This is a genomic window from Embleya sp. NBC_00896, from assembly GCF_045207785.1.
Lineage (GTDB): Bacteria > Actinomycetota > Actinomycetes > Streptomycetales > Streptomycetaceae > Embleya.
In genome coordinates this window covers 7,340,779-7,361,984 of record NZ_CP108776.1, presented here as the reverse complement: position 1 = coordinate 7,361,984, position 21,206 = coordinate 7,340,779, and the positions used below count along the sequence as shown (strand labels likewise).

Below are 21,206 nucleotides of genomic sequence, written 5' to 3'. Positions count from 1 at the left end.
AGTCCTGTACGTCACCGGCAAAGAGGCACCTTCCAGGTGAAGAACCATAGCGGGTCGTATCCACGCGTGCGGATGGAGGCCGGCGGGTCGGGCATCGTTTCGCAGGCCGGTGGGGTGTTGTTGACCGAGACGGCCCGCACGGTCGGGTTGGATCGCGTGTTGTCGGACGCGCTCGCGCCGTGGCGCCGGTCGCGGGCGGTCCACGATCCGGGGAAGACGGTCCTGGATCTCGCCGTGACGCTCGCGATGGGCGGGGACTGCCTCTCCGGCGTCGGTGTCCTGCGGGAACAGCCGGGGGTGTTCGGCCCGGTGGCGTCCGACCCGACGGTATCGCGCCTGGTCACGACCCTGGCCGGTGCCGGTCCGAAGGCCGTGCGGGCGATCCGCGAGGCCCGCGCGGCGGTGCGTGAACGGCCTGGAACCTCGCCGGACATGCGTCGCCGGTGGCGGGCGGGCGGTTGACGATCGACCTGGACGGCGTCCTGGTCACCGCGCACTCCGACAAGGAGGGCGCCCGCCCGACGTGGAAGAAGACGTTCGGGTTCCACCCGTTGTGGGCGTTCGCCAACCACGGCCCGGAAGGATCCGGCGAACCCCTCGCCGTGCTGCTGCGGCCCGGGAACGCCGGGTCGAACACCGCGAGCGACCACATCGAGATCACCCGGCAGGCCCTCGCGCAGGTCCCGAAGAAGCACCGACGGGGCCGTAGCACCCTGATACGGACGGACTCCGCCGGCGGCACCCACGACTTCCTCGCGTGGCTCTCCCGGCCGGGCCGGTGGCTCTCTTACTCGATCGGGTTCACGATCACCGACCGGATCCACGCGGCGATCCTTCGTGTGCCCAAGGCCGCGTGGACGCCGGCGTACGACGCCGACGTACGACGCCGACGGCCGTCCGCGTGAGGGCGCGTGGGTTGCGGAGGTCACCGACATGCTCGACCTCACCGCGTGGCCGAAGGGCATGCGGGTGATCGTGCGCACGGAACGCCCGCACCCGGGAGCGCAGTTGCGGATCACCGACATCGACGGCAACCGCTGCGTGGCCTTCGTCACGAACACGACGGTCGGGCAACTCGCGGACCTCGAACCCCGCCACCGCCGACGCGCCCGCGCCGAGGACCGCATCCGCCAGGCGAGGGCGACAGGCCTGCGGAACCTGCCCTTGCACGGCTTCGCACAGAACCAGATCTGGTGCGAACTCGTCGCCCTCGCCTGCGACTTGATCGCCTGGACGCAGACACTCGCCCTGACCGGCGACGCCCGGAGGTGGGAGATCAAGAAGCTTCGCTTCCGGCTCTTCGCAGCCGCGGCCCGCCTGGTCCGCACCGGCCGAAGACTCGTCGCCCGCCTGCCCGACCGATGGCCCTGGACCGGGCACATCCTCGACAGGATTGCCCGACTCGACCAGCTCGCCGCACCCACATGACACCCGACCCGATCGCCCCGACGAACCGAGACAAAACCCGGATACGTGGAAACCCGCGCCCACCCGACGCGACAATCGGGCCACCACCATGCCCAAGCGTCAAAAGGACCGCACCTCACAAGCACAGAGTCCCCGTCAGCGAACCGACGAGGACTCATGAACGATCGAGGCTGGTACTGCAACGACACTTCGTGATGCCCTCGGCGTCTGTAGTGGCTGATGCGGGCTCGGGCTTGGCTTCTTCTTCGCCATTGGGACCAGGCGAGTATGTGCCGGATTCCGTGTCGGGCGGGTGAAGCGATGCGATTGAAGAGTCGACGGGCTTCGTTCATGGTCACCGGTATCAGCGTCGGGTCGAAACGGGTTCCCGATTCTCCTTTCGGGCCCCCCTTTTTTGCCTCGACGCGGAGGGCAACGAGGAAGGCGAGGGCGGCCATGGACAAGGTTATGTGCCGATACCACGCGGTACAGCCACGGACCTGGTAATGGTCGAGGCCGGTCTCGTTCATCGCGGCCTGGAAACACTCCTCGACCATCCACCGGGATCCCGCGATTCGCACGAGTTCCGCCGGCGTCGTCCCGGTCGGGAAGAAGCAGATGTAGTAGGCGATCTCCGCGCGGTCCGACTGGCTGCGCCGTGCCGGCAACCAGTGGTCCCACCCCTCACACCGCCAGGGCCGGATCGGCACTGCGGTCCAGTCGTACTCCCACGGGCCGTGGGTGCCGTCACCGCAGGTCGCACGCTCCACAACGTGGCTCTGCACGGGATGGAGGAAGCCGCAGGGGTTCGCTATTACACGACCGGGCGGAGATGCCGGGAGTGCACAAAACGGCAGCCCCGTACTCGTACGATACGCATCGTCCACGCGGAAAGCGGGTTCGATTTCCTGGGGTTCAACGTCCGTCGCTATCACGGCAAGCTGCTGATCAAACCGAGCACAACGGCTCAACGACGGATCCGGGAACGGCTCGGCACCGAAATGCCGGCCCTGCGTGGGGCCAACGCCGCCGCGGTGCTCAAGAAGATCAACCCAATCGTGGGGAACCTCAGACCCAGCATCACGAACAGAAGTGCCATGAGGGCGATGCCCGGCATGACATAAAGGACACGCATGGCCTGTGGTCGTATGTCGCCGAGGGCAGCGCCGAGCACCAGGATGGTGTCTGACGGATGAAGACCAGGCACAGTCGGGTTGCGCGGGCCAGTTCCATCGGTGGCGCAGTTCGTAGACGTCGGTTCTGCCGTCGTCGGACATTGGCTGGTCCTGGGCGGGTTGGAGAGATCGGAAGGTCATGTTGCCGGTTCGTGCCATGCTTCGGTCGCGGTGTCAGATTCCCCAAAAGACGAAGATCCCCGCCAAGGTCAGACAGACCAGCGCTGCGGGATCGGTCAGCAACCGTGCTGCTGTTGTCTCCCGGTCCGCGGCCGCGCGCCTGCTGGGTGACTCCAGCCAGAGGTATGCGAGAAACCCGAACCCGGAGACGAGCGACAACACGACCCATTGGAACTTGCGCCTGTAGTGGGTCGGTTCGCGGCCCAGCATGACGCAGATCAGCCCGACACCGAGCGCCACCACGGCCCACTTGAACCAGTTCCACGGCAGATAGAACACGTTCAGGACGACGACCAAGCGGTCGATCGCGGTTTCGGTGTGCATCGAAGGGTAGGTTCCCAGGGCCACCGGATCCGATCCTTTTGGTGCCCTGTTGCGCAGATCCACGCGTAGTTCCTGGACGGGATCCCACGGGCCGACCAGGTCTGCGTCCCGCTCTTTCGGTGAGTACGTGGCCTCGCGCCAGGTCATGTCGGTTGTCCGCCAGCGGACGTAGACGTGCTGAAGGTCGTCCACGTCGTAGTCGACCGACGTTATGGTCCCGCAGGAGACGCCTGCGAGGAACTCCTCGGAGGTGGCCAGACAGCCAGCGCCAGCGACGTCACGAGCACGCCGGCCTCGAGTACGTGCAGCACGTTCTCAAGACGCAGCCGCAGCACGGGCTGTGTCAGCACAGGTGACTCCGCGCTTGCGTCGAGTGGGTGGTCCACCGGGAGACCACGGATCGGTCTGCCGGTATCGGCGGGTGGCCTGCTCGTCCGTCGGCCGAGGCCCGCATCACGACTTCGCCGCGACGAAGTCGATGGTCGGCTCGGTCGGGGTGGAGACGGAGACGGGCTCGTCGAAGCCGCGGTACGTGGCATCGATCCGCATGGTCGGGTCGGCTGCGATGACGCGGGTGGGATACGGCTTGCCGGTCGGGGCGAAATACGTGCGGAGGAATGGCTGCTTCGCGTTCGCGGCACTCCACTCGAGGCACCTTCCGGCACCGGGGCCCGTGTCGGGGGTGGCATCGGGTCCGAACCGGCACGGGGACGACGTCTTGACCAGACTCAGCACGCGGCGGGGGTCGGCCATGTCCACGAGCATGTTGATCGGTTCGGCGTCGTCGCCCGGCACAGGGACCCACGGCTGTTGGCCGGCGGCCGGGAGCATCCCGGGGTCCGCGCCGACGCGGCGCCAGAAGCCCGGGTCGGCTTTGACGTACAGCGTGCCGACCGTTCGGACGAATTCGGCGTGACCACCGCCCGCATAGTCGAGCGTGCCGGCGGCGTCCTTGCCGTTGAACCGTGCCTTGACGTCCATCCCGTTCTCTCCGCCCGCGTGTGCTTCCACATGGAACGACGTGGTCTTGGCCATCAGTTGCGGAGCAGACTGCAGGCTGTCGTCGGCTGCCGACGAAGCCGACTCCTTCGAAGACGAAGCCGAGTCCTTCGCACTGCAGGCGGCTGCGGACGCTCCGACGGCGAGCATGAGAGCGGTCACGGCGACGGCGCGAAGGGCGCGGGACATGGAGGTCTCCTGGCAGGTTGCGGTTCCAACGGCATCAGGGCCGATCGGAAACGGCGAGCTGGGGGAGAAGGAGGATTGGACGACAAGTGGCTGTTCCCGCTGCTCGATGAGATGACGTTCCGAGCGACGGGGGCAGCGTCCTCCTGACGAATTCGGTGATCATATGGGAGCATGCGCGGTTGGGATAGGTGTGGGGGATATGCGTTTTGATCGCTGTGTGGGCGCGGCCGGGTGGTGTGTCCGGCCGCGCCGTTGTGGGTGTCGTGTGGTGGGTGGCCGGGGGCCGGGGCCTCGGGTTTAGGCGGCGGTCGCGGGTCGGTAGGTGGCCACGTGGACGCCGGTGCCGCTGGTGACGGTGGAGACGAGTTCGAGGGTGTGCAGTGCGCCGTCGGTGGGGTAGATGGTCTTTCCGCCGCCGAGGAGTACGGGGACGATCATCAGTCGGAGTTCGTCGACGAGGCCTTCGGCGAGGAGGGTGCGGGCGAGGGAGAGGCTGCCCATCACGACCAGGTCGCGGCCGTCGGTGTCGCGGAGCTTGCGGATGTGGTCGAGGGCGTGGTCGCCGGGGATGAGGGTGGTGTTGTTCCAGTCCTCGTTGGGTCGATCGGTGGGGATCGTGGGGTGGTTCGGGGGCCGTCGGTGGTGACGATCCCCTCGTGGTCACCGCGGTGGGTGGCCTTCGGTCGCCTCGTCGCGGGTGGGCGTGTGTGTGAGCACGACGCCGGCCGCGCGGGGGGCGGGTGCCCCCGGTCGACGGAAACCGGGGAAGTTCTGGGGTGGTTCTCTCGCGCCCACTCGGCGAACGAGCGCGCCGGGCGGGGGTCGTTCAGGCGGTGCGCCGGTAGTGCGCTGCCACATACGCGAGCAGCGCGAACATGACGGTGGTGCCGGTGGCGATGGTCAGCGCGCCGGCCGTGCCGCCGCCCATGGCCCACGCGTCGCCGGTCAGCTTCACCGTGGCGGCGACGCGGGAGACGACCGCGAGTCGCCGGTTCCCGAGCCGGGAGAAGTGCCGGCCCAGCAGGTAGCCGATGGCGATCAGCGAGGCGAAGGTGATCGACCCGGCGGCCATGTGTCCGTACGCGTGCCGGCTCATCGAGTCCGGGACGCCGTCGGGGGTGCCCGCGGGGAAGCCGTCGGCGGGGTCCATCGTCAGCAGTCCGGCGGCGACCATGCCGACGCCGACCACCCGGACCAGGCGCGGTACCGCGACGCCGCCGGGGGTGCCGCGCATGACCCGGTGCAGTCCCGTCGCGCCCACGGTGGCCAGGATGCCGGCGATCACGAAGTTGGTGATCTGCAGCCAGCCGAGCGAGCCGGTGGCCAGTTGGCTCAGTGCGTGTCGGGTGGGTTCGAAGCCCTCGCGGGTGAGTGCCTGGGCGACCGACACGGCCACCCACAGCGGACCGGCGACGACCGCGCAGGCCAGCAGCGCTCGGGTGCCCGCCGCGTTGCTCGGGGCGAGGACCCGCTTCCGGCCGGCGGCCTCGGTGATGCGCGGAAGGCGGGTGGTCGTGGTCACGGCGGGCTCCTTCGGGGGGCGGGCCCCGGACCTCTTCCGTGGGGCTCGCACCTTCGTCGAACCACTGATACGACAGGGAAAACCACAATTCCCCACCCCAAGACCGACACGACGCACAGTGCGCCCCCGGCCACCCGACCGGGCGAAACGAGAGCGGAGAAACACCATGCGCTATCTGATGATGTCCAAGGCTTCGGAGAACGCGAAGGCCCCCGACGAGAAGCTGTTCGCCGAAATGGGTGCCTTCATCGACGAGCTCAGCGCCGCGGGCGTGCTGCTGGCGACCGGCGGGCTCGAGCCGGGCGGCGTCCGGCTGGTTTGCGAGGGCGGCGACATCACCGTCACGGACGGTCCGTTCGCCGAGTCCAAGGAGGCGGTGGTCGGCTTCGCCCTGGTCGAGGTCCGGTCCAAGGAGGAGGCGGTCGAACTGGGCCGCCGGTTCCGCAGGATCGTCGGTGACGGCGGAGAGCGTGATCCAGCAGGTCTTCGGTCCGTGATGGACACCCACCGCACGGTCGACGCGATCTGGAAGATGGAGTCGGCCCGGATCGTCGCAGCGCTCACCCGCATGGTGCGCGACGTCGGGGTGGCCGAGGAACTGGCGCAGGACGCGCTGGTCGCGGCGCTGGAACAGTGGCCGCACTCGGGGGTCCCGGACAATCCGGGCGCCTGGCTCACCACCGTCGCCAAACGCCGCGCCGTCGACCACATCCGCCGCGACCGACGGTCGGTGGCACACGGCGAGACGCTCGCCCGCGACCTGGCCGAACAGCGGCGGCTCGACGACGGCTTCGGCGGCCCCGAGTACGACCTCGGGGCCGCCGAGCCGGCGTCCGAGCAGGACGACGTGCTGCGGCTGATGTTCGTCTCCTGCCACCCCGTCCTGCCGACCGAGGCACGCGTGGCCCTGACCCTGCGATTGCTCGGTGGAGTCACCGCATCCGAGATCGCCCGCGCGTTCCTCACCGTGGAACCGCTGATCGCCCGCCGCATCGCAACGGCGAAACGCACGCTCGCCGAGGAGCGGGTGCCGTTCGAACTCCCGGCCGGCGCCGAGCTGGCCGAACGCCTGTCCTCGGTCCTGGAGGTCGTCTACCTGATCTTCAACGAGGGCTACTCGGCGACCTCCGGCGACGACCTGATCCGCCCCGGCCTGTGCCTGGAGGCGCTGCGGCTGGGGCGCCTGCTCGCCGAGTCGGTGCCCGACGAGGCCGAAGTGCACGGCCTCGTGGCGCTGATGGAGATCCAGGCGTCCCGCACGGCGGCGCGCACCGGCCCCGGCGGCGAACCCGTCCCGCTGCATTGGCAGAACCGGGGACGCTGGGACCCGTTGCTCATCCGCCGCAGCTTCGCCGCGATGTTGCGGGCCCGCGCCGTCGGCACGCACGGCCGGCCCGGCCCCTACGTGTTACAGGCCGCGATCGCCGTGTGCCATGCCCGGGCGCGCACCGCCGAGGAGACCGACTGGGAGCGGATCGCCGGACTGTACGCCGCCCTCGCCCGACTCCTGCCCACCGCGGTGGTACGGCTCAACCAGGCGGTCGCGGTCGGGATGGCGGACGGCCCCGCGGCCGGCCTCGCCCTCGTCGACACGCTCACCTCGGACCCCGCGCTCCGCGACTACCACCTGCTCCCCGGCGTGCGCGGCGACCTGCTGCTGCGCCTGGGGCGCGGCGAGGAGGCACGCCGCGAGTTCCAGCGCGCGGCGCTGCTGACCAAAAACGCCGCCGAACGCGCCTACCTGACGCGTCGTGCCCAGGCGATCCCGGTCGGGGACGCGTCCACGCGGACGTTCGGCGAGGCCATCGACGCGTTTCTGGCCCAGGACCGGCTCGCGCCGGCGACGGCCCGCTCCTACGGACAGACGTTGGGGCGACTGCGAATGTCCCTGGGCGTGGGGTTGCCGCTCGCGTCGCTGACGGCCGATCAGATCGCCGCCGCCTTCCGCCTGTCGTGGGCCGGCGCGGCGGCGGCCACCTGGAACCGACACCGGTCCGCCGTACGGGCGTTCGGGGCGTGGACGGACATCCCGGGCCTCGACGCGGCCGTTCCCCAGCGGACACCCCAACGCCGCCCCGCGCCCATGCCCGTCCCGCCCGGAACGGCGTGGCCGGGAGACGCGGAAGCCCCGTTGCGGGAACGCACGCTGTGGACGCTGCTGTACGAGTCGGGCGCCACCGTCGCGGCCGTGCTGGCCCTCAACGTCCAAGACCTCGACCTGCCGAAGCGACGAGCCCGCCGCGCGGACCGGCAAGCGGACCGGCGGTCGGATCGGCGTGGCGCGTGGATCACCTGGCGGTCGGGGACGGCCGCGCTCCTGCCCGAACTCCTGGACGGCCGCACCCGCGGCCCGGTGTTCCTCGCCGACCGACGCCCGGGGCCGGCGCGGGCGGGCATCCTGGGCGCGGAGGACGTCTGCCCGCAGACCGGACGCGGCCGACTGTCCTACGAGCGCGCCGAGTTCCTGTGCAAATCGACGACCGGACACTCACTGCGCCGGCTCCGCGACTGGAGCGGGAACGGGAACCGGAACGGATCCTGAGGCCGGGGCCGCTCCCCAGGCCGTGGTAGCCGACCTCGTACACCGCCCAGACCGCCGCGAGCGCAACCACCGTCGGCAGCTTCGGTGCACCCGATGGTGCGAACTGCGGCAGAAACGAGATCGCGAAGATCACCGACTTCGGTTGCCGAGGCTGAGCAGCAGGCCGCCCCAATACGACGGGAAGCCCGACCTCACGGCGGCCGCCGCCTCATCGACCGACACCTCCTCGCCGCGCCGTGCCGCGCGAAGCATCTGGGCACCGAACCACACCGGCACCACCGCACCGACGATGCGCACCACGTCGTACTCCGGCTCCGAGGCCGCGAGCAGGGCGGTCGGCCCGAACGCGGCGAACAGACCCACACGAACACGCCGGTCCCGTTGCCGAGCAGGTCCGAAAGCCGGCTCGATGACTGCGCAGTGACTCCTTGATGATCAGCATCGTGCTGGGCTCCGGGGCAGCGACCACGATCGTGCAGGCGCCGAGGAAGACGAGGACCACAGCGCGCGGGATTCCTTCCCCGGGTCCGGTGTTGATGCGTGGAGGACACAGCCCCTTGCGTTCATCGTCAACAATGCAACGCCAGTCTGCTTTCGGTGCACTGGGATGACGGTGAACGCACCACTACTCCCACCCTCGGCCGCCCGTATTCGGCGGCAACTCCCAGCCCCCGGGGGCAATATCCAGGTCTGAATTTTGATCCGTGAATCTCAGTTCACACGTAGGTTTCCCCTGTGTCCGGTGAGGCGGGTGCGTGGGGCGGGTCTGCCCCAGATCTCGCGACTACGGCGGACGCCGGGGCCGACACTCCGGGCGGTGCTTGCGCGGTCCGGCGACGTCAACATCCCGCGCACATCCCTGCCTTGGCGCATCGTCGGCCGGATCGATCGTGGCGATCAGGTGGTCGGAGCCGCGTGTGTGGTGAGGAATTCGCCCGCGGGTGGCGCCAGCAGCCGGACGTCGGGGTTGTGGCTGAGCTTCGGGATCTCGGTGTGCCGGGCGTCGGGGAGCACCGCGGTGGCGGCGCCGGCGGCAGTACGCAGCAGCGCATCGCTGCGGCCGCCGGACAGCACCAGGACCGGCACCCGGACGCCGTTCCAGTCGGCCGGGTCGAGGGGCCGACCCTTCATGTACTCGGCCATCACGGCCCAGTCGTGCGGGGTGGAGCCGGCGACCGCAGTGAGCTTGGACCACATCGGGGTGATCCGCATCAGACCCACGAACGGCGCGGGAACGCCGATCGCCTTGGTCATGAAGTACCGCACGGTCTGGCTGCGACGGTCGGCGGCGACCAACTGATGAAGCGTGGCAGCCAGGTCCGGCGGCGGCACGTGGCGGGTGCGGTCGACGACGAACGGCGGCTCGAAGGCCACCACCCGGCTGATTCCCGGGATCCGTCCGGAGCCGGCGGCCCGCAGTGCAAGGACCGCGCCGGAAGACCAGCCGAACAGCGCCGCCGTGCCGCCCTCGGCGGCGAGCAGAGCGGCCAGGTCGTCGACCTCCTGCGCGGCGTCGTATCGGTCTGGGGAGTCGCCGCTGTCACCGCGGCCGCGGCGGTCATGGTTGATCACGGTCAACCCGTACGACCGGACCAACAGCTCGGCCAGCTCCACCATCTTCGGAAACTTCCGATAGCTGAAGGCACCGCCGACGAGGATCACCGTCCCACGGCTGCCGCCGGTCGGCACGTACCGGTCGTACGCAATCTTGGTACCGTCGGCGGACGTGACGCTGTGCGTCGTGATCATGAAAGCTCCCGTGTCTTCGTTCCGGTGGTTCGTGGCGCGGTCGTCCCAGCGCCCGCGGCGCCTGCGGCGATCTTCGCGTCGGCATCCCCGGTACGACTGTCACACTCCCGAGCCATCGCCCGGATCCGGCAAGCGGGCTTGATGCAGTCCGGGGCCCGCCACGGAGGAACTCCCATGCAATCAGGGGGGAGTTCCCCCGCAGCGAGCGCGCGGCATCGGCCGGGCGGCATCGGTTACGAGGCGACGGCCGGCCGGTAGACGCACACGTGCACGCCGGTGCCTGTGGGTGTTGTCGAGACGAGTTCGAACGTGCGCAGTGCGCCGTCGGCCGGATAGATGGTCTTGCCGCCGCCGAGGAGCACCGGCATGATCATCAGCCGCAGTTCGTCGACCAGGTTCTCCGTCAGAAGGGTCCGGGTGAGCGACGCGCTGCCCATGACCACCAAGTCGCCGCTTCCGGTCTCACGCAGCTTCCTGATCCGGTCCAGGGCCTGGTCGCCGGGGATGAGCGTGGTGTTGTTCCAGGTGAGCTCGGCCTCGCCGAGCGTGCTGGAGACGACATACTTGCCGACGTTGTTCATGTGGTCGGCGAACGGGTCGCCGGCCCGCCCCGGCCAGGCGGCAGCCATCACCTGCCAGGTGCGGCGGCCGAACAGCAGCGCCTCGGTGCCGGCCTGCCACTCGGCCAGTGCGGCTCCCATCACCGCCGGGTCGAAGAAGGGGTGCGTCCACCCGCCGTGGGCAAAGCCGCCTTCGGTGTCCTCGTCCGGGTGCCCCGGAGCCTGCACGACGCCGTCCAGACTGATGAACTCACCGATCACAATGCGCATGGGATTCTCTTCTCTGTTGGTTGGTTTTCCAGGGCCCGTTGCCGACCGGAAGTCAAGGGCGACCACTCCGGACCCGGCGATCGAACGAGCAGAGCCTGGCCCGGTTCGCCCCTGGGCTTCGTAACCTGCCCGGTGACCTCGCCCTGGATCAGGACCGCGTTCCAGTCCGCATGTTCCAAGGTGTTGGAAACCAGGTACTTCGGAATGTTGTTGACGCACGGTGTATTCCTCCGGCGCGAATCTCGTCAGCCAGACCGAGGCCATCTCCTCGCAGGTCACGCGCCCCAGCGGCAGCGCGCGGCCTGGAACAGTTGGTACTTCGCGTGCGCGTCCGTCCAGGACAGGGCGGTCCACTGCGAATCCCTGACCACGCCGTCCAAGGAGATGCATGACCACCACGACTTGCTCACGCTCCGATCCGATCCGCCCGAGTGACAACGCCATTCGATTCGACGCGGCACGGGCCTTGGGTGACATCCGTCGAACGCGGCAGTCCCAGGATTCAAGATCACTGCCCGGGCCAACAAGATCGGAATCTGACCTGCTCCGTTGAGCATGACTACACGACGAGGGGCCGGAGCAGGCTTGAGCGGATGGAACTTGGGGCGTTTCCGACGCCGGACGACAACTGCATTTCGGCGGCACAGCCGAACGCCTGCATGTGACGACCAGCCGCGTCAGCCAGACCATCCGCGGGCGAGGACACCATCTGGCTCGCCGGGCGCCGCCAGGAGCAGGGCGCGCTCAGCCGCACCATCCTCGAGCTCGAACAGGCCCGACTCGCCGAGGGAGGTCCCAAGCCGTTCGCGGGGCCGACGCTCCAGTTCCTGCGCGACGACCCGACCCCCGAGACGCGCCTGCCACTGCTGCTTACCCGCGTCGGGGAACTCCTCGCCGACGCCGACCGGGCCCGCACCCTCGCCGAAACACCTGCGCGCACTATCCGCCCGACCACCGGATGCACCTCGTGCGCTGCACCAGGATCGGGCGCGACGAGACGCACATGCTCACCGGCGCGGTCGACGATCTCACGGCGCCGGGCGTCGCCGACGCCTCGCCGGTCGAGGCTCGTGGCCCCCGTGACCGTCGCCTACCGCCCGCCCCTGTCGTGAACGGCCCACCCGCGACCGCCACCCGCGTCGGCCTCGACTTCTCGGGTGCGGCCGTGCCCACCAAACGCACGACCACCCCGACTGCGCCTGGCACGGCTCGGTGCGGGCGCACCGGGCGCACCTTCGCCGATACGGGACCGGGACCGCCCGCGCGCCAACGGGCCACTACCCCGGCTCAAGGGTGTGTGGGCTCCGGGGTGTCGGACCAGCCGCGGTGGAGGTGCCAGTGGGTGGTGAGGGTGTGGAACGTGGAGTCGAACTCCGGGTCGGGAAATCGAGCCCCGTCGAAGGGCACCGCCAGTGTGTGTTCCTTGCCGTTCCGCATGGTGAGGACGGCAATGCGGGAGTCCTTCTGGGCGCGGGCTGATGTGTCGCGGACCTCACTCCAGTGGTAGGTGCCCGGCCGGATGCCCTTGACGACGCACGCCTGAGGAGTAAGGACCAGCCGCGATCTGCCGGTTAGCATCGCACCGAGGTACGCGACGGGTCCGATGATGTAGAACTTGGTGTCGGCCCCGAGAGCCCAGACGACAATCAGCAACATGGCCGCGCCGAGCGCGACCCACACGGCCAATATCTTCTGCTGCCGGGATGAGTAGTTGATCCGGATCTTGGACACGATGGTCGGCCCTCTCGCAATACGTGATTCGCAACTCGGCGCCTTCGCCCTCGCGTCGAGTGGATCATGCAACACGGTTCGCGCGCACCCGCCGCCGGGGCCTGACAGCACCGATCGTCACAGCGTGCCGATCACCGCGATCAGCACGTGAAAGCATCCGCTGCCGAGCCGCCATGCGGGAAGCAACCCCAGATTCGCGGATGACCCCAGTCCCGTCGCCGGGGCGGTCCGCCCCGCCCGGGTCGGTTCGCGGGCGGCGTCGGTGGGCCTGAACGCATCCTTGCAATTCCAGGCGCCGCGGCAGGGCTTCAGAGCCATCACGAACGGCAGCCCCGCGTCGACGAGTCCGCTGCGGAAACCGTCCCGATCACCGTAGGCGCAGTCGGCGGCCACCACCCGGAAGGACCCCCCGCCTCTTTCGCTTCCCGGGCCAGGACCGCCCCGATCCGCAGATTCCCGCGGAAGCCGGGATCGTACCTGCCTTGTGGGAAGTGGTGGGCCGGGATATAGGGAACGGCGTACAGCGGATGGGACAGACGCTCGTCCGCCCAACACGTGGTCACCATGACGACACCGCGGTCGATCTTCCCGACCGATCCCAGATACTGCTTGCCCACATGCGCGGTCGCCGTGCCGTCCTTACGGCCCCCGGAATCGTCGATCACCAGTACTCCCCCGTGCGGGGCCGTCGCGGGATCCGCCGGCAACAGCCGGGTACTGACGGAACCCACGCCGCTGTGCCAACGTCGAGAAGAGCTCGTCGAACCGCGCGGCATAGGCCTCCAGCGGCCCCGGTGCGGGCGGACAGGGCACACGCTCGGTCATCGCAACCCCCCGAGACGCAGACGACGTTCCCTCCTGTCGGCACACCGCGACCCCGAGCCGCTGTCAACAAACCACCGGGTACGCGGCCGCCGCGTCTGGTAGTGCCGCGTCCCCGCCACGGCGACGCACGCACCGAAATCGCCGCCATGCACGAATAGTCCGACGGCAGCCTCACCGTCACGGGCAACGCCGACACCAGCCTCAACCCTGGGTAGGTCGGGCCTGCTCAGCTCTCGACGGCCATGCGGACGCCGAGCAGGACCAGGACGCCGCCGGAGACCTGCTCCAGGCGCTTGCGCACATTGGCGCGGGAGATGACGCCCTTCATGCGGCCGACGAACCACACGTACAGGCTGAAGTAGCCGATCTCGTACACCGCCCAGACCGCCGCCAGCGCGACCATCGTCGGAAGTTTCGGTGCGTCCGACGGTACGAACTGCGGCAGGAACGACATGGCGAAGATCGCCGCCTTCGGGTTGGCAAGGTTCAGCAGCAGGCCTCCGCGGTACGACGCGAAGCCCGACTTGGCGGCCGCCGCCGTCTCATCGGCCGAGACCTCCGCGCCGCGCCGTGCCACGCGCAGCGTCTGGACACCGAACCACACCAGCACCACCGCACCGACGATCCGCATCACCTCGTACGCCAGCTCCGAGGCTGCAAGGAGGGTGGTCAGCCCGAAGGCGGCGAACAGCCCCCACACGAACACGCCGGTCTCGTTGCCGAGCACGGTCAGGAAGCCGGCCCGGCGGCTGCGCAGCGATTCCCTGATGATCAGCATTGTGCTGGGGCCGGGGGCGGCGGCCACGATCGTACAGGCGCCGAGGAAAGCAAGAAGCGCCGTCAGCATGCCGCCCATAGGTGGAGGGCCCTTCTGTCAGTTGTCCAGGAGTTGTCGTATCACCGCGCTCGCAGGGTCCCCCGGCGAGAGTCGGCCCAGCGGGCGCCTCGGCGCTCTGTCGGACACCGGGGAAGTCTTTGCAATGGGCTTGGCGACAATGCAACGTCAGTCTCCTTCCGTTGCATTGAGATGACGATGAACGCAGGCTTGCTCCCACCATGGCCGCCTCTGTTCGGCGGCAACTCCGCCAACCGCCGCTTGCGCCGGTGAGCCAGGTCTTGCGTGGGGCTCGCCCCGCCGTCGATCCGCTCATGCGACAGGGAAAAATCAATTCTCTGTCACCAGGCCGATACGACGCGTCGATGCGCCCGGGGCAAACCGGCCGGGCGAGACGAGCAACGCCATGCGCTAACTGATGACGCCCGGGGCCCGGAGAGCGTGAAGGCGCCCGACGCGCAGCTGTTCGCAGAGATGAGCGCCTTCATCGAGCTGAGCGCCACCGGCGTGATATCGCATGACACCGGCAGACACCCACCACCGAGATCACCATCGCCCCGAACCCAAAACCTCAGTAGCCCGCGTCCGCGACGACTTCTGATAGCGGTAACGGACAGGGCGGTCGACTGCAGCCGTCCGGGTGTAGGGCGACGGGCGCCATGGGATGGAGCTTCACATGAACGTCGGCACACCTCTGCGACTCCTCCTCGTCGCTGCCACCTCGGCATCCGCTCTGGTCTTCGGCGGCGTGCCGCCCGCTTCCGCGGGCTCCGCGAACGCGGCGTCCTCGGCCGACGGCGAGCGCTGGAGCATCGCGGAGTTCCCGTCCGATGTCACTCTCACCAGCGTGGTCAAGGCGGACCACCACACCACCCTGGCTTCGGGTTTCCTCCTCCCGATCGAGCACGACACCGACAACATGCGCCCCCGCGCCTACCTCAAGGACGACCGCGCGGGGGGCACATGGACCGAACTGCCCACCGCGTCCGGTGTCACCGGCCGGTCGAACGCGATGGCGGCCACATCCGCCCGTGACGCATGGCTTGTCGGCGACGCCGCGCGTGGCGCCTCCTCGGCGATGACCCAGCACTGGGACGGGCATTCATGGAAACTGGTCCCCTCCGCGCCACTACCCGAGAATCGGCTGGACGCGGAACTCCTGGCCGTCACCGCGACATCCCCGTCCGACGTGTGGGCGGTCGGCGACATACTCTTCGAGACGAAGGTCCCTGACCCGAACGGTGGCCCGCCGCAGGCGTACCAGCACACAGAAGGCCTCATCGAACACTGGGACGGCCAAGCCTGGACGCGCGTCACGGTCCCCGTCCCGGCGCCCGCCTGGAGTCTGTTCGCCGTGTCCGCAAGCGGACCCCGTGACGTGTGGGCGGTGGGGACCGGCGGCGACCGCGGACCGCTGGTCCTGCACTTCGACGGGCACGCGTGGACTGTCGTGCCGGCACCCCCGGTCACCGGCCTCGCCGGCGTGTTCGAAGGCGTCGCGGCCAACGGCCCTCACGACGTGTGGGCGGTTGGCGCCGTACTCATGGCGTCCGGCGAGCGTGGACGCGGGTTCATCATGCACTGGGACGGGCGCGCCTGGGCGCAGGTCGCCACGCCCGAGGGCACCGGATACCTGTCGGGTGTGGCCCTGACGCCCGGCGGCATCGTGGCGACCGGAGCGACGTACGACCGGATGAATGGCATCGCGCTGCAGGTCAAGGACATGCGCGCGGTCTCGCTCGACTTCCCGAAGGCCACCGACGGAACGATGTACTTCACATCTGCCGTCATGGCGAACCGGCGCGACGTGACCATCGTCGGCCTGACGTTCCCAGCCGATCAGAGCCCTGCACGGCCTGTGGTCTTCACCGGGCGGGTGTAAGCGCCGTCCCGGGCTGCCTGGGAACTCCCCCGCCGTGCCGTGCCGCTGGTCTTCTCAGCGGTGAACCGTCCGGTCACAGGGCAGTGCTGTGACCGGAAAGGTCCGCCGGGTTGCCAGGATGGCTTCGGGGTGTCTGACGCCGCATGGATGTCTCGAGCATCCATGCGGCGTCGGAAGGCTCGGCAGCGGAGCCGGTCAAGGAACGTAGGCTCGCCGAGGGCTGCAAGGCTGCAGCGGATCGTGCGTAGCGGGACGCCGGACCGGGCCGTGGCCGTCGGTTCAGGACGCCGGCCCGCGGAATACTCAGGGCGTTGTCGATCCCGGGCGAGCCGGTCAGGAAGCTCTCGACGTGCGGCGGATTCGGTGCTCGGCGGGACCCGGGGCAGGTCGCCGGCAGCTGCTCCTGGACGTGTTCGAGCCAAGGGCTGTCCCGTAAATGATCTTGCAGTGTCTGAGGTTGTATCCGGTCCGCGGGTTACCCGGCGAGCTTGAGGTTGTGCAGGCGGGCGATGCCGAGCATGGCGCGTGGTGGACGCCGTCGCCTTTGAGCCGGCAGTCGCGGAGGATTTTCCAGTGCTTCATGCGGGCGAAGACGTGCTCGACACGGGCGCGGACATGGCGGTGGGAGGCGTTGTGTTCGTTTTTCCAGTCGGGCAGTTCGTCCTGGCCGCGTTCGCGACGGTGCAGAACGAGGACGCCGGTGCCGCGATAGCCGCCGTCGCCGATCACCCGCACGGCGCCGGGCAGGCCCCAGGCCTTGCAGTCGTTGCGATTGCCGGTGACCGGGCGGCCGACCGCAACGACCAGGCGGGTGTCGCAAACGCCGCAGAAGACGTGTCCACACATCGGGGAAGTCCCCGCCCCATGCTCGTGGTCCCTGTGAATGTGGCCTATCAGCTCGGGCAACGGCCGCAAATCGTCCGGGAGTTCGGGCAGGGCAAAGGAATAACGCCCGCGCATGTTCACGTGGTCGTGCACGAACGAGGACAGACGGGCGAAGTCCGTGCCCCGGACGTGGAAGCCGTCGGCACGCACCGTTTTGACCGCAGCGTCCATGTAACGGATGTGGAAGAGCACCATGGGGTCGAGCACCAGGCCGACGCCGACAGGATTTCCAGGTGGTGATGGGGCGCGCCGGCGATACCGAGAGGCCCGACTGTGTCCAGCCGCGCGCCAAGCCGTTTGCGGTTCTCCCTGGTTCAGGCCTCGGCCGCTGTCACCAGGGGCCGGGCACGTCTGACCGGTCCCGGCCCAGCCATGGCCGGCTGGGTGGTAGGCGCACATCGCCGCCGGATCGGCCAGAGGGCTCAGCTACCACCGCATCACGGCGAAACTGAGCCGCTCAGCCTTCGAGTTCAACCGCAAGGCCATCCGAAACGGCGAGACCAGCAGGTACGCAGCCGAGGTCCGCGCAAGTGGCGCGCCTTGGAAGCCGGCGCCAAGGTGCCAGGCGGCGGAGCCTGTCGGTGAGGACCCGGTGCCCCCGCCGAGCGCGACGAGTTACGCAGGCTGCGCAGACAGTTCCGGGAGCCGGCGTGGTCGACGTGCCCTTGACGCTCTCGGCCTGCGCCCGACTACCGGGCGCCGGCGGGGTTCGCAGGACCGACCCGGCCGAGGCGTTCAATGTCGCCCAGGTCGCCCTGTTCCGCCGAGAACTCGGCCACGTGGTCCGAGAGGACCAGACCGCGGTCCTGCGGCTGTTGTCCGAACGTCACGACGCCCCCCGGCTCACGAACGCACCTGTGTCCTCAACGAACTTCACGCCGTTCCGTGCGACTTCCTGACCGGCGGCGCACCCATCGGCCTCTCGATCGACAGGGCCGCCGCGGCTATGGGACTGTTCGGCCAGCAGGAGAGTCAGGCCCCCGCTGTGCCATGGTCGATCCTCACTGTCAGGGGGTCTTCGACTCATCGAAGGCCTTGTCGAACTCGTCCTCGGTGAGGAACTGGCCCTGCGGGGGGGCGGCCACGTCGCACGGCTTGCCCACGCTGACGATGATCGTCTCTATGCGCTTCCTGCCGTTCTCCTCCAAGTTGCCGTAGACCACGACGTCCCCTTTGGCGGCGACGTAGACGGTCTTCTTCGCGCCGTCCTTGCCGATCTTCGTCAGCGGGATGGCCTGCTTGCCGTCGAACTGGGTGACCTCGCCCTTGGTGACGCCGCCGGTGCCGCCCTCGAACAGTGAGCCGGTCTCGTCGTCGTCGCTGACGCTCACGATGTACTTACCACCGATCGACTTCTCCACGCGCGCGGCGATCGTCGGGTCGTTCGTGCCTATCATTTTGATGTAGTGCGAGAGGGGAATCCTGATGTAGTCCTTGCCGTCGATGCTGATCACGTCGGCGTCCTGGCCGTCCAGGACGAGCGTGCCCTTGAGCGAGACAAGGTCGCCGTCAGGCGTGACGTTCCCGCAGACCTTCATCTCCTGTGCCTCGCCGTCCTCGTCGGTGCCCTTGGCGGTGCCCTCCATCGAGGTGTGCTTCCAAAGGTACGCAACAGCCTTGTCGGCGAGGGCCTTCGCGTCTGTCTTCGTATTGTCGGGCTTGCCGTCGCCGCTGCTGCAGGCGCCGAGCGCGACGACGGCGAGAACGGCCGCGGAGGTCGCGGCGACTATGTGGTGGGTGCGCGCACGCAAGGGTGCTCCTCGTTCAGGTGATCAATTTGGGCCGCGTCAGTATGACAAGGGCAGAACGCCCCCCAACAGCCGGTGTGCCGCCGGAAGAGGCGATTCGCACCTTCCAGACGGTTCGCAGTCCGATCAGGTAGTCCGACTGCGGTAGTGGGCCTGGGTTTTGATCGCTGTGTGGGCGCGGCCGGGTGGTGTGTCCGGCCGCGCCGTTGTTGGTGTCGTGTCGCCGTGGCCCGGGGGTGGACCTCAGGTGGGGGCTACGCCGGGGTCGCGGGTCGGTAGGTGGCCACGTGGACGCCGGTGCCGCTGGTGACGGTGGAGACGAGTTCGAGGGTGTGCAGTGCGCCGTCGGTGGGGTAGATGGTCTTTCCGCCGCCGAGGAGTACGGGGATGATCATCAGTCGGAGTTCGTCGACGAGGCCTTCGGCGAGGAGGGTGCGGGCGAGGGAGAGGCTGCCCATCACGACCAGGTCGCGGCCGTCGGTGTCGCGGAGCTTGCGGATGTGGTCGAGGGCGTGGTCGCCGGGGATGAGGGTGGTGTTGTTCCAGGTGAGGTCGTCTTCGCCGAGCGTGTTGGAGACGACGTGTTTGGCGACGGAGTTCATGTGGTCGGCGAAGGGGTCGCCGGCGCGTCCGGGCCAGGCGGCGGCCATGACCTGCCAGGTGTGGCGTCCGAAGAGCAGGGCGTCGGTGTCGGCGGCCCATTCGGCGAGGGCGCCGCCCATGACCTGCGGGTCGAAGAACGGGTGGGTCCAGCCGCCGTGGGCGAACCCGCCCTCGGTGTCCTCCTCCGGCCCGCCCGGGGCCTGCATGACTCCGTCGAGGCTGGTGAACTCGCCTACTACGATGCGCATCGAACTTCTCGTTTCCTCGTTGGGTCGATCGGTGGGGATCGTGGGGTGGTTCGGGGGCCGTCGGTGGTGACGATCCCCTCGTGGTCACCGCGGTGGGTGGCCTTCGGTCGCCTCGTCGCGGGTGGGCGTGTGTGTGAGCACGACGCCGGCCGCGCGGGGGGCGGGTGCCCCCGGTCGACGGAAACCGGGGAAGTTCTGGGGTGGTTCTCTCGCGCCCACTCGGCGAACGAGCGCGCCGGGCGGGGGTCGTTCAGGCGGTGCGCCGGTAGTGCGCTGCCACATACGCGAGCAGCGCGAACATGACGGTGGTGCCGGTGGCGATGGTCAGCGCGCCGGCCGTGCCGCCGCCCATGGCCCACGCGTCGCCGGTCAGCTTCACCGTGGCGGCGACGCGGGAGACGACCGCGAGTCGCCGGTTCCCGAGCCGGGAGAAGTGCCGGCCCAGCAGGTAGCCGATGGCGATCAGCGAGGCGAAGGTGATCGACCCGGCGGCCATGTGTCCGTACGCGTGCCGGCTCATCGAGTCCGGGACGCCGTCGGGGGTGCCCGCGGGGAAGCCGTCGGCGGGGTCCATCGTCAGCAGTCCGGCGGCGACCATGCCGACGCCGACCACCCGGACCAGGCGCGGTACCGCGACGCCGCCGGGGGTGCCGCGCATGACCCGGTGCAGTCCCGTCGCGCCCACGGTGGCCAGGATGCCGGCGATCACGAAGTTGGTGATCTGCAGCCAGCCGAGCGAGCCGGTGGCCAGTTGGCTCAGTGCGTGTCGGGTGGGTTCGAAGCCCTCGCGGGTGAGTGCCTGGGCGACCGACACGGCCACCCACAGCGGACCGGCGACGACCGCGCAGGCCAGCAGCGCTCGGGTGCCCGCCGCGTTGCTCGGGGCGAGGACCCGCTTCCGGCCGGCGGCCTCGGTGATGCGCGGAAGGCGGGTGGTCGTGGTCACGGCGGGCTCCTTCGGGGGGCGGGCCCCGGACCTCTTCCGTGGGGCTCGCACCTTCGTCGAACCACTGATACGACAGGGAAAACCACAATTCCCCACCCCAAGACCGACACGACGCACAGTGCGCCCCCGGCCACCCGACCGGGCGAAACGAAACGAAACGAAACCGGTCACCGCAGGAACGGGTGACGGCCCGGCTGCATGCGGGCAGCGCTCGGACTGGGACTGGGTGCACAGCCACTGTCTGCGGCATGTCGCCGACGAGGCGGTCCTTGTGCGACCGCTCTGCGGACTGACTTGTCGGTGCGTCGGCTGCATCGCGCGCCCCCCGCCGGCCCGAAGGCCACCTTCGCCGAGCAGGTCGACGGGCTGACGCGGCGCTACCGGCGGCGCTCCCCAGCCTTGCAGCGTGGTCGACGCCGTGGCCGTGGTGCCGGCGGGCTCGGCCGGAGTCCTCCTGGTGGGCGTAATGCATCATGCGTTGTCCCGGGCGAGTGTGTTGAACTGCCTGATGCGCATCACCCCGCCGGACCGGCCGTCCCCGCCGCCCACCTGCTGTCGGAGATGAGGTGGGCGGGCTATACCGGCA

18 protein-coding genes and 5 pseudogenes are annotated in these 21,206 nt (G+C 69.3%); 4 read left to right on the top strand and 19 right to left on the bottom strand.

The window, feature by feature from the left end:
* The first annotated feature begins 36 nt into the window (after positions 1-36).
* Positions 37-1,428 (top strand): annotated as a pseudogene (locus OG928_RS32870) (IS1380 family transposase).
* 377 nt (positions 1,429-1,805) lie between these two features.
* Here the strand turns inward: OG928_RS32870 and OG928_RS32865 are convergent.
* Positions 1,806-2,171, bottom strand: a pseudogene (locus OG928_RS32865) (IS701 family transposase); the annotation flags it as partial.
* Between the two features lie 9 nt (positions 2,172-2,180).
* Here OG928_RS32865 and OG928_RS32860 point away from each other — a divergent pair.
* Positions 2,181-2,531 (top strand): hypothetical protein, encoded by a 351-nt coding sequence (locus tag OG928_RS32860; RefSeq protein WP_406290602.1) that lies wholly within the window; start codon positions 2,181-2,183, stop codon positions 2,529-2,531.
* Positions 2,532-2,756: 225 nt separating this feature from the next.
* Here OG928_RS32860 and OG928_RS32855 read toward each other — a convergent pair whose 3' ends face one another.
* The 4 genes and pseudogenes from OG928_RS32855 to OG928_RS32840 all read right to left on the bottom strand — a co-directional run bounded on the left by OG928_RS32855 (position 2,757) and on the right by OG928_RS32840 (position 5,796).
* Positions 2,757-3,278, bottom strand: a complete 522-nt coding sequence (locus OG928_RS32855) for a hypothetical protein (RefSeq protein ID WP_406290599.1) — start codon at positions 3,276-3,278, stop codon at positions 2,757-2,759.
* Positions 3,279-3,539: 261 nt separating this feature from the next.
* Entirely contained in the window at positions 3,540-4,274 is a 735-nt protein-coding gene (locus tag OG928_RS32850; protein WP_406290597.1) for a hypothetical protein, read from the bottom strand.
* A 297-nt stretch (positions 4,275-4,571) separates the two neighbouring features.
* Positions 4,572-4,862: pseudogene (locus tag OG928_RS32845) on the bottom strand (dihydrofolate reductase family protein); the annotation flags it as partial.
* A gap of 238 nt (positions 4,863-5,100) precedes the next feature.
* Positions 5,101-5,796, bottom strand: coding sequence for a DUF998 domain-containing protein (locus OG928_RS32840; protein WP_406290571.1), 696 nt, complete (start codon positions 5,794-5,796; stop codon positions 5,101-5,103).
* Positions 5,797-5,962: 166 nt separating this feature from the next.
* Here OG928_RS32840 and OG928_RS32835 point away from each other — a divergent pair, with 166 nt between their 5' ends.
* Positions 5,963-8,338: a DUF6596 domain-containing protein gene (locus OG928_RS32835; RefSeq protein WP_406290595.1), complete on the top strand. Its 2,376-nt coding sequence runs from the start codon at positions 5,963-5,965 to the stop codon at positions 8,336-8,338.
* 129 nt (positions 8,339-8,467) lie between these two features.
* Here the strand turns inward: OG928_RS32835 and OG928_RS32830 are convergent, their stop codons facing one another.
* From OG928_RS32830 to OG928_RS32795, 8 genes are all read right to left on the bottom strand, one after another.
* Positions 8,468-8,701 (bottom strand): LysE family transporter, encoded by a 234-nt coding sequence (locus OG928_RS32830; RefSeq protein WP_406290593.1) that lies wholly within the window; start codon positions 8,699-8,701, stop codon positions 8,468-8,470.
* Between the two features lie 534 nt (positions 8,702-9,235).
* Positions 9,236-10,087 (bottom strand): alpha/beta fold hydrolase, encoded by an 852-nt coding sequence (locus OG928_RS32825; protein ID WP_406290591.1) that lies wholly within the window; start codon positions 10,085-10,087, stop codon positions 9,236-9,238.
* Positions 10,088-10,320: 233 nt separating this feature from the next.
* Complete coding sequence (locus OG928_RS32820; protein ID WP_406290589.1) at positions 10,321-10,917, bottom strand: dihydrofolate reductase family protein; 597 nt, start codon at positions 10,915-10,917, stop codon at positions 10,321-10,323.
* Between the two features lie 275 nt (positions 10,918-11,192).
* Complete coding sequence (locus tag OG928_RS32815) at positions 11,193-11,327, bottom strand: hypothetical protein (protein WP_406290587.1); 135 nt, start codon at positions 11,325-11,327, stop codon at positions 11,193-11,195.
* A gap of 877 nt (positions 11,328-12,204) precedes the next feature.
* Positions 12,205-12,648 carry a hypothetical protein gene (locus OG928_RS32810; protein WP_406290585.1) on the bottom strand — a complete coding sequence of 148 codons (444 nt, stop codon included), beginning with the start codon at positions 12,646-12,648 and terminating at the stop codon, positions 12,205-12,207.
* 117 nt (positions 12,649-12,765) lie between these two features.
* Positions 12,766-13,044 carry a hypothetical protein gene (locus tag OG928_RS32805; RefSeq protein ID WP_406291348.1) on the bottom strand — a complete coding sequence of 93 codons (279 nt, stop codon included), beginning with the start codon at positions 13,042-13,044 and terminating at the stop codon, positions 12,766-12,768.
* Positions 12,966-13,424 carry a transposase gene (locus tag OG928_RS32800; RefSeq protein WP_406290583.1) on the bottom strand — a complete coding sequence of 153 codons (459 nt, stop codon included), beginning with the start codon at positions 13,422-13,424 and terminating at the stop codon, positions 12,966-12,968. The genes OG928_RS32805 and OG928_RS32800 overlap by 79 nt, the downstream gene beginning before the upstream one ends.
* 275 nt (positions 13,425-13,699) lie before the next feature.
* Entirely contained in the window at positions 13,700-14,320 is a 621-nt protein-coding gene (locus OG928_RS32795; protein WP_406290581.1) for a LysE family translocator, read from the bottom strand.
* Between the two features lie 664 nt (positions 14,321-14,984).
* On the opposite strand from OG928_RS32795, the gene OG928_RS32790 reads away from it, so the two are divergent.
* Positions 14,985-16,190, top strand: coding sequence for a hypothetical protein (locus OG928_RS32790; RefSeq protein ID WP_406290579.1), 1,206 nt, complete (start codon positions 14,985-14,987; stop codon positions 16,188-16,190).
* Positions 16,191-16,665: 475 nt separating this feature from the next.
* Here the strand turns inward: OG928_RS32790 and OG928_RS32785 are convergent.
* From OG928_RS32785 to OG928_RS32760, 6 genes and pseudogenes are all read right to left on the bottom strand, one after another.
* A pseudogene (locus OG928_RS32785) lies at positions 16,666-17,006 on the bottom strand (transposase); the annotation flags it as partial.
* A gap of 189 nt (positions 17,007-17,195) precedes the next feature.
* A pseudogene (locus OG928_RS32780) lies at positions 17,196-17,246 on the bottom strand (hypothetical protein); the annotation flags it as partial.
* 518 nt (positions 17,247-17,764) lie between these two features.
* Entirely contained in the window at positions 17,765-17,905 is a 141-nt protein-coding gene (locus OG928_RS32775) for a hypothetical protein (protein ID WP_406290577.1), read from the bottom strand.
* Between the two features lie 177 nt (positions 17,906-18,082).
* Entirely contained in the window at positions 18,083-18,826 is a 744-nt protein-coding gene (locus OG928_RS32770) for a hypothetical protein (RefSeq protein WP_406290575.1), read from the bottom strand.
* A 251-nt stretch (positions 18,827-19,077) separates the two neighbouring features.
* Entirely contained in the window at positions 19,078-19,674 is a 597-nt protein-coding gene (locus OG928_RS32765; RefSeq protein ID WP_406290573.1) for a dihydrofolate reductase family protein, read from the bottom strand.
* 250 nt (positions 19,675-19,924) lie between these two features.
* The gene (locus OG928_RS32760; RefSeq protein WP_406290571.1) at positions 19,925-20,620 is read right to left on the bottom strand and encodes a DUF998 domain-containing protein; all 696 of its coding nucleotides are present in this window, start codon (positions 20,618-20,620) and stop codon (positions 19,925-19,927) included.
* Positions 20,621-21,206: the final 586 nt, after the last annotated feature.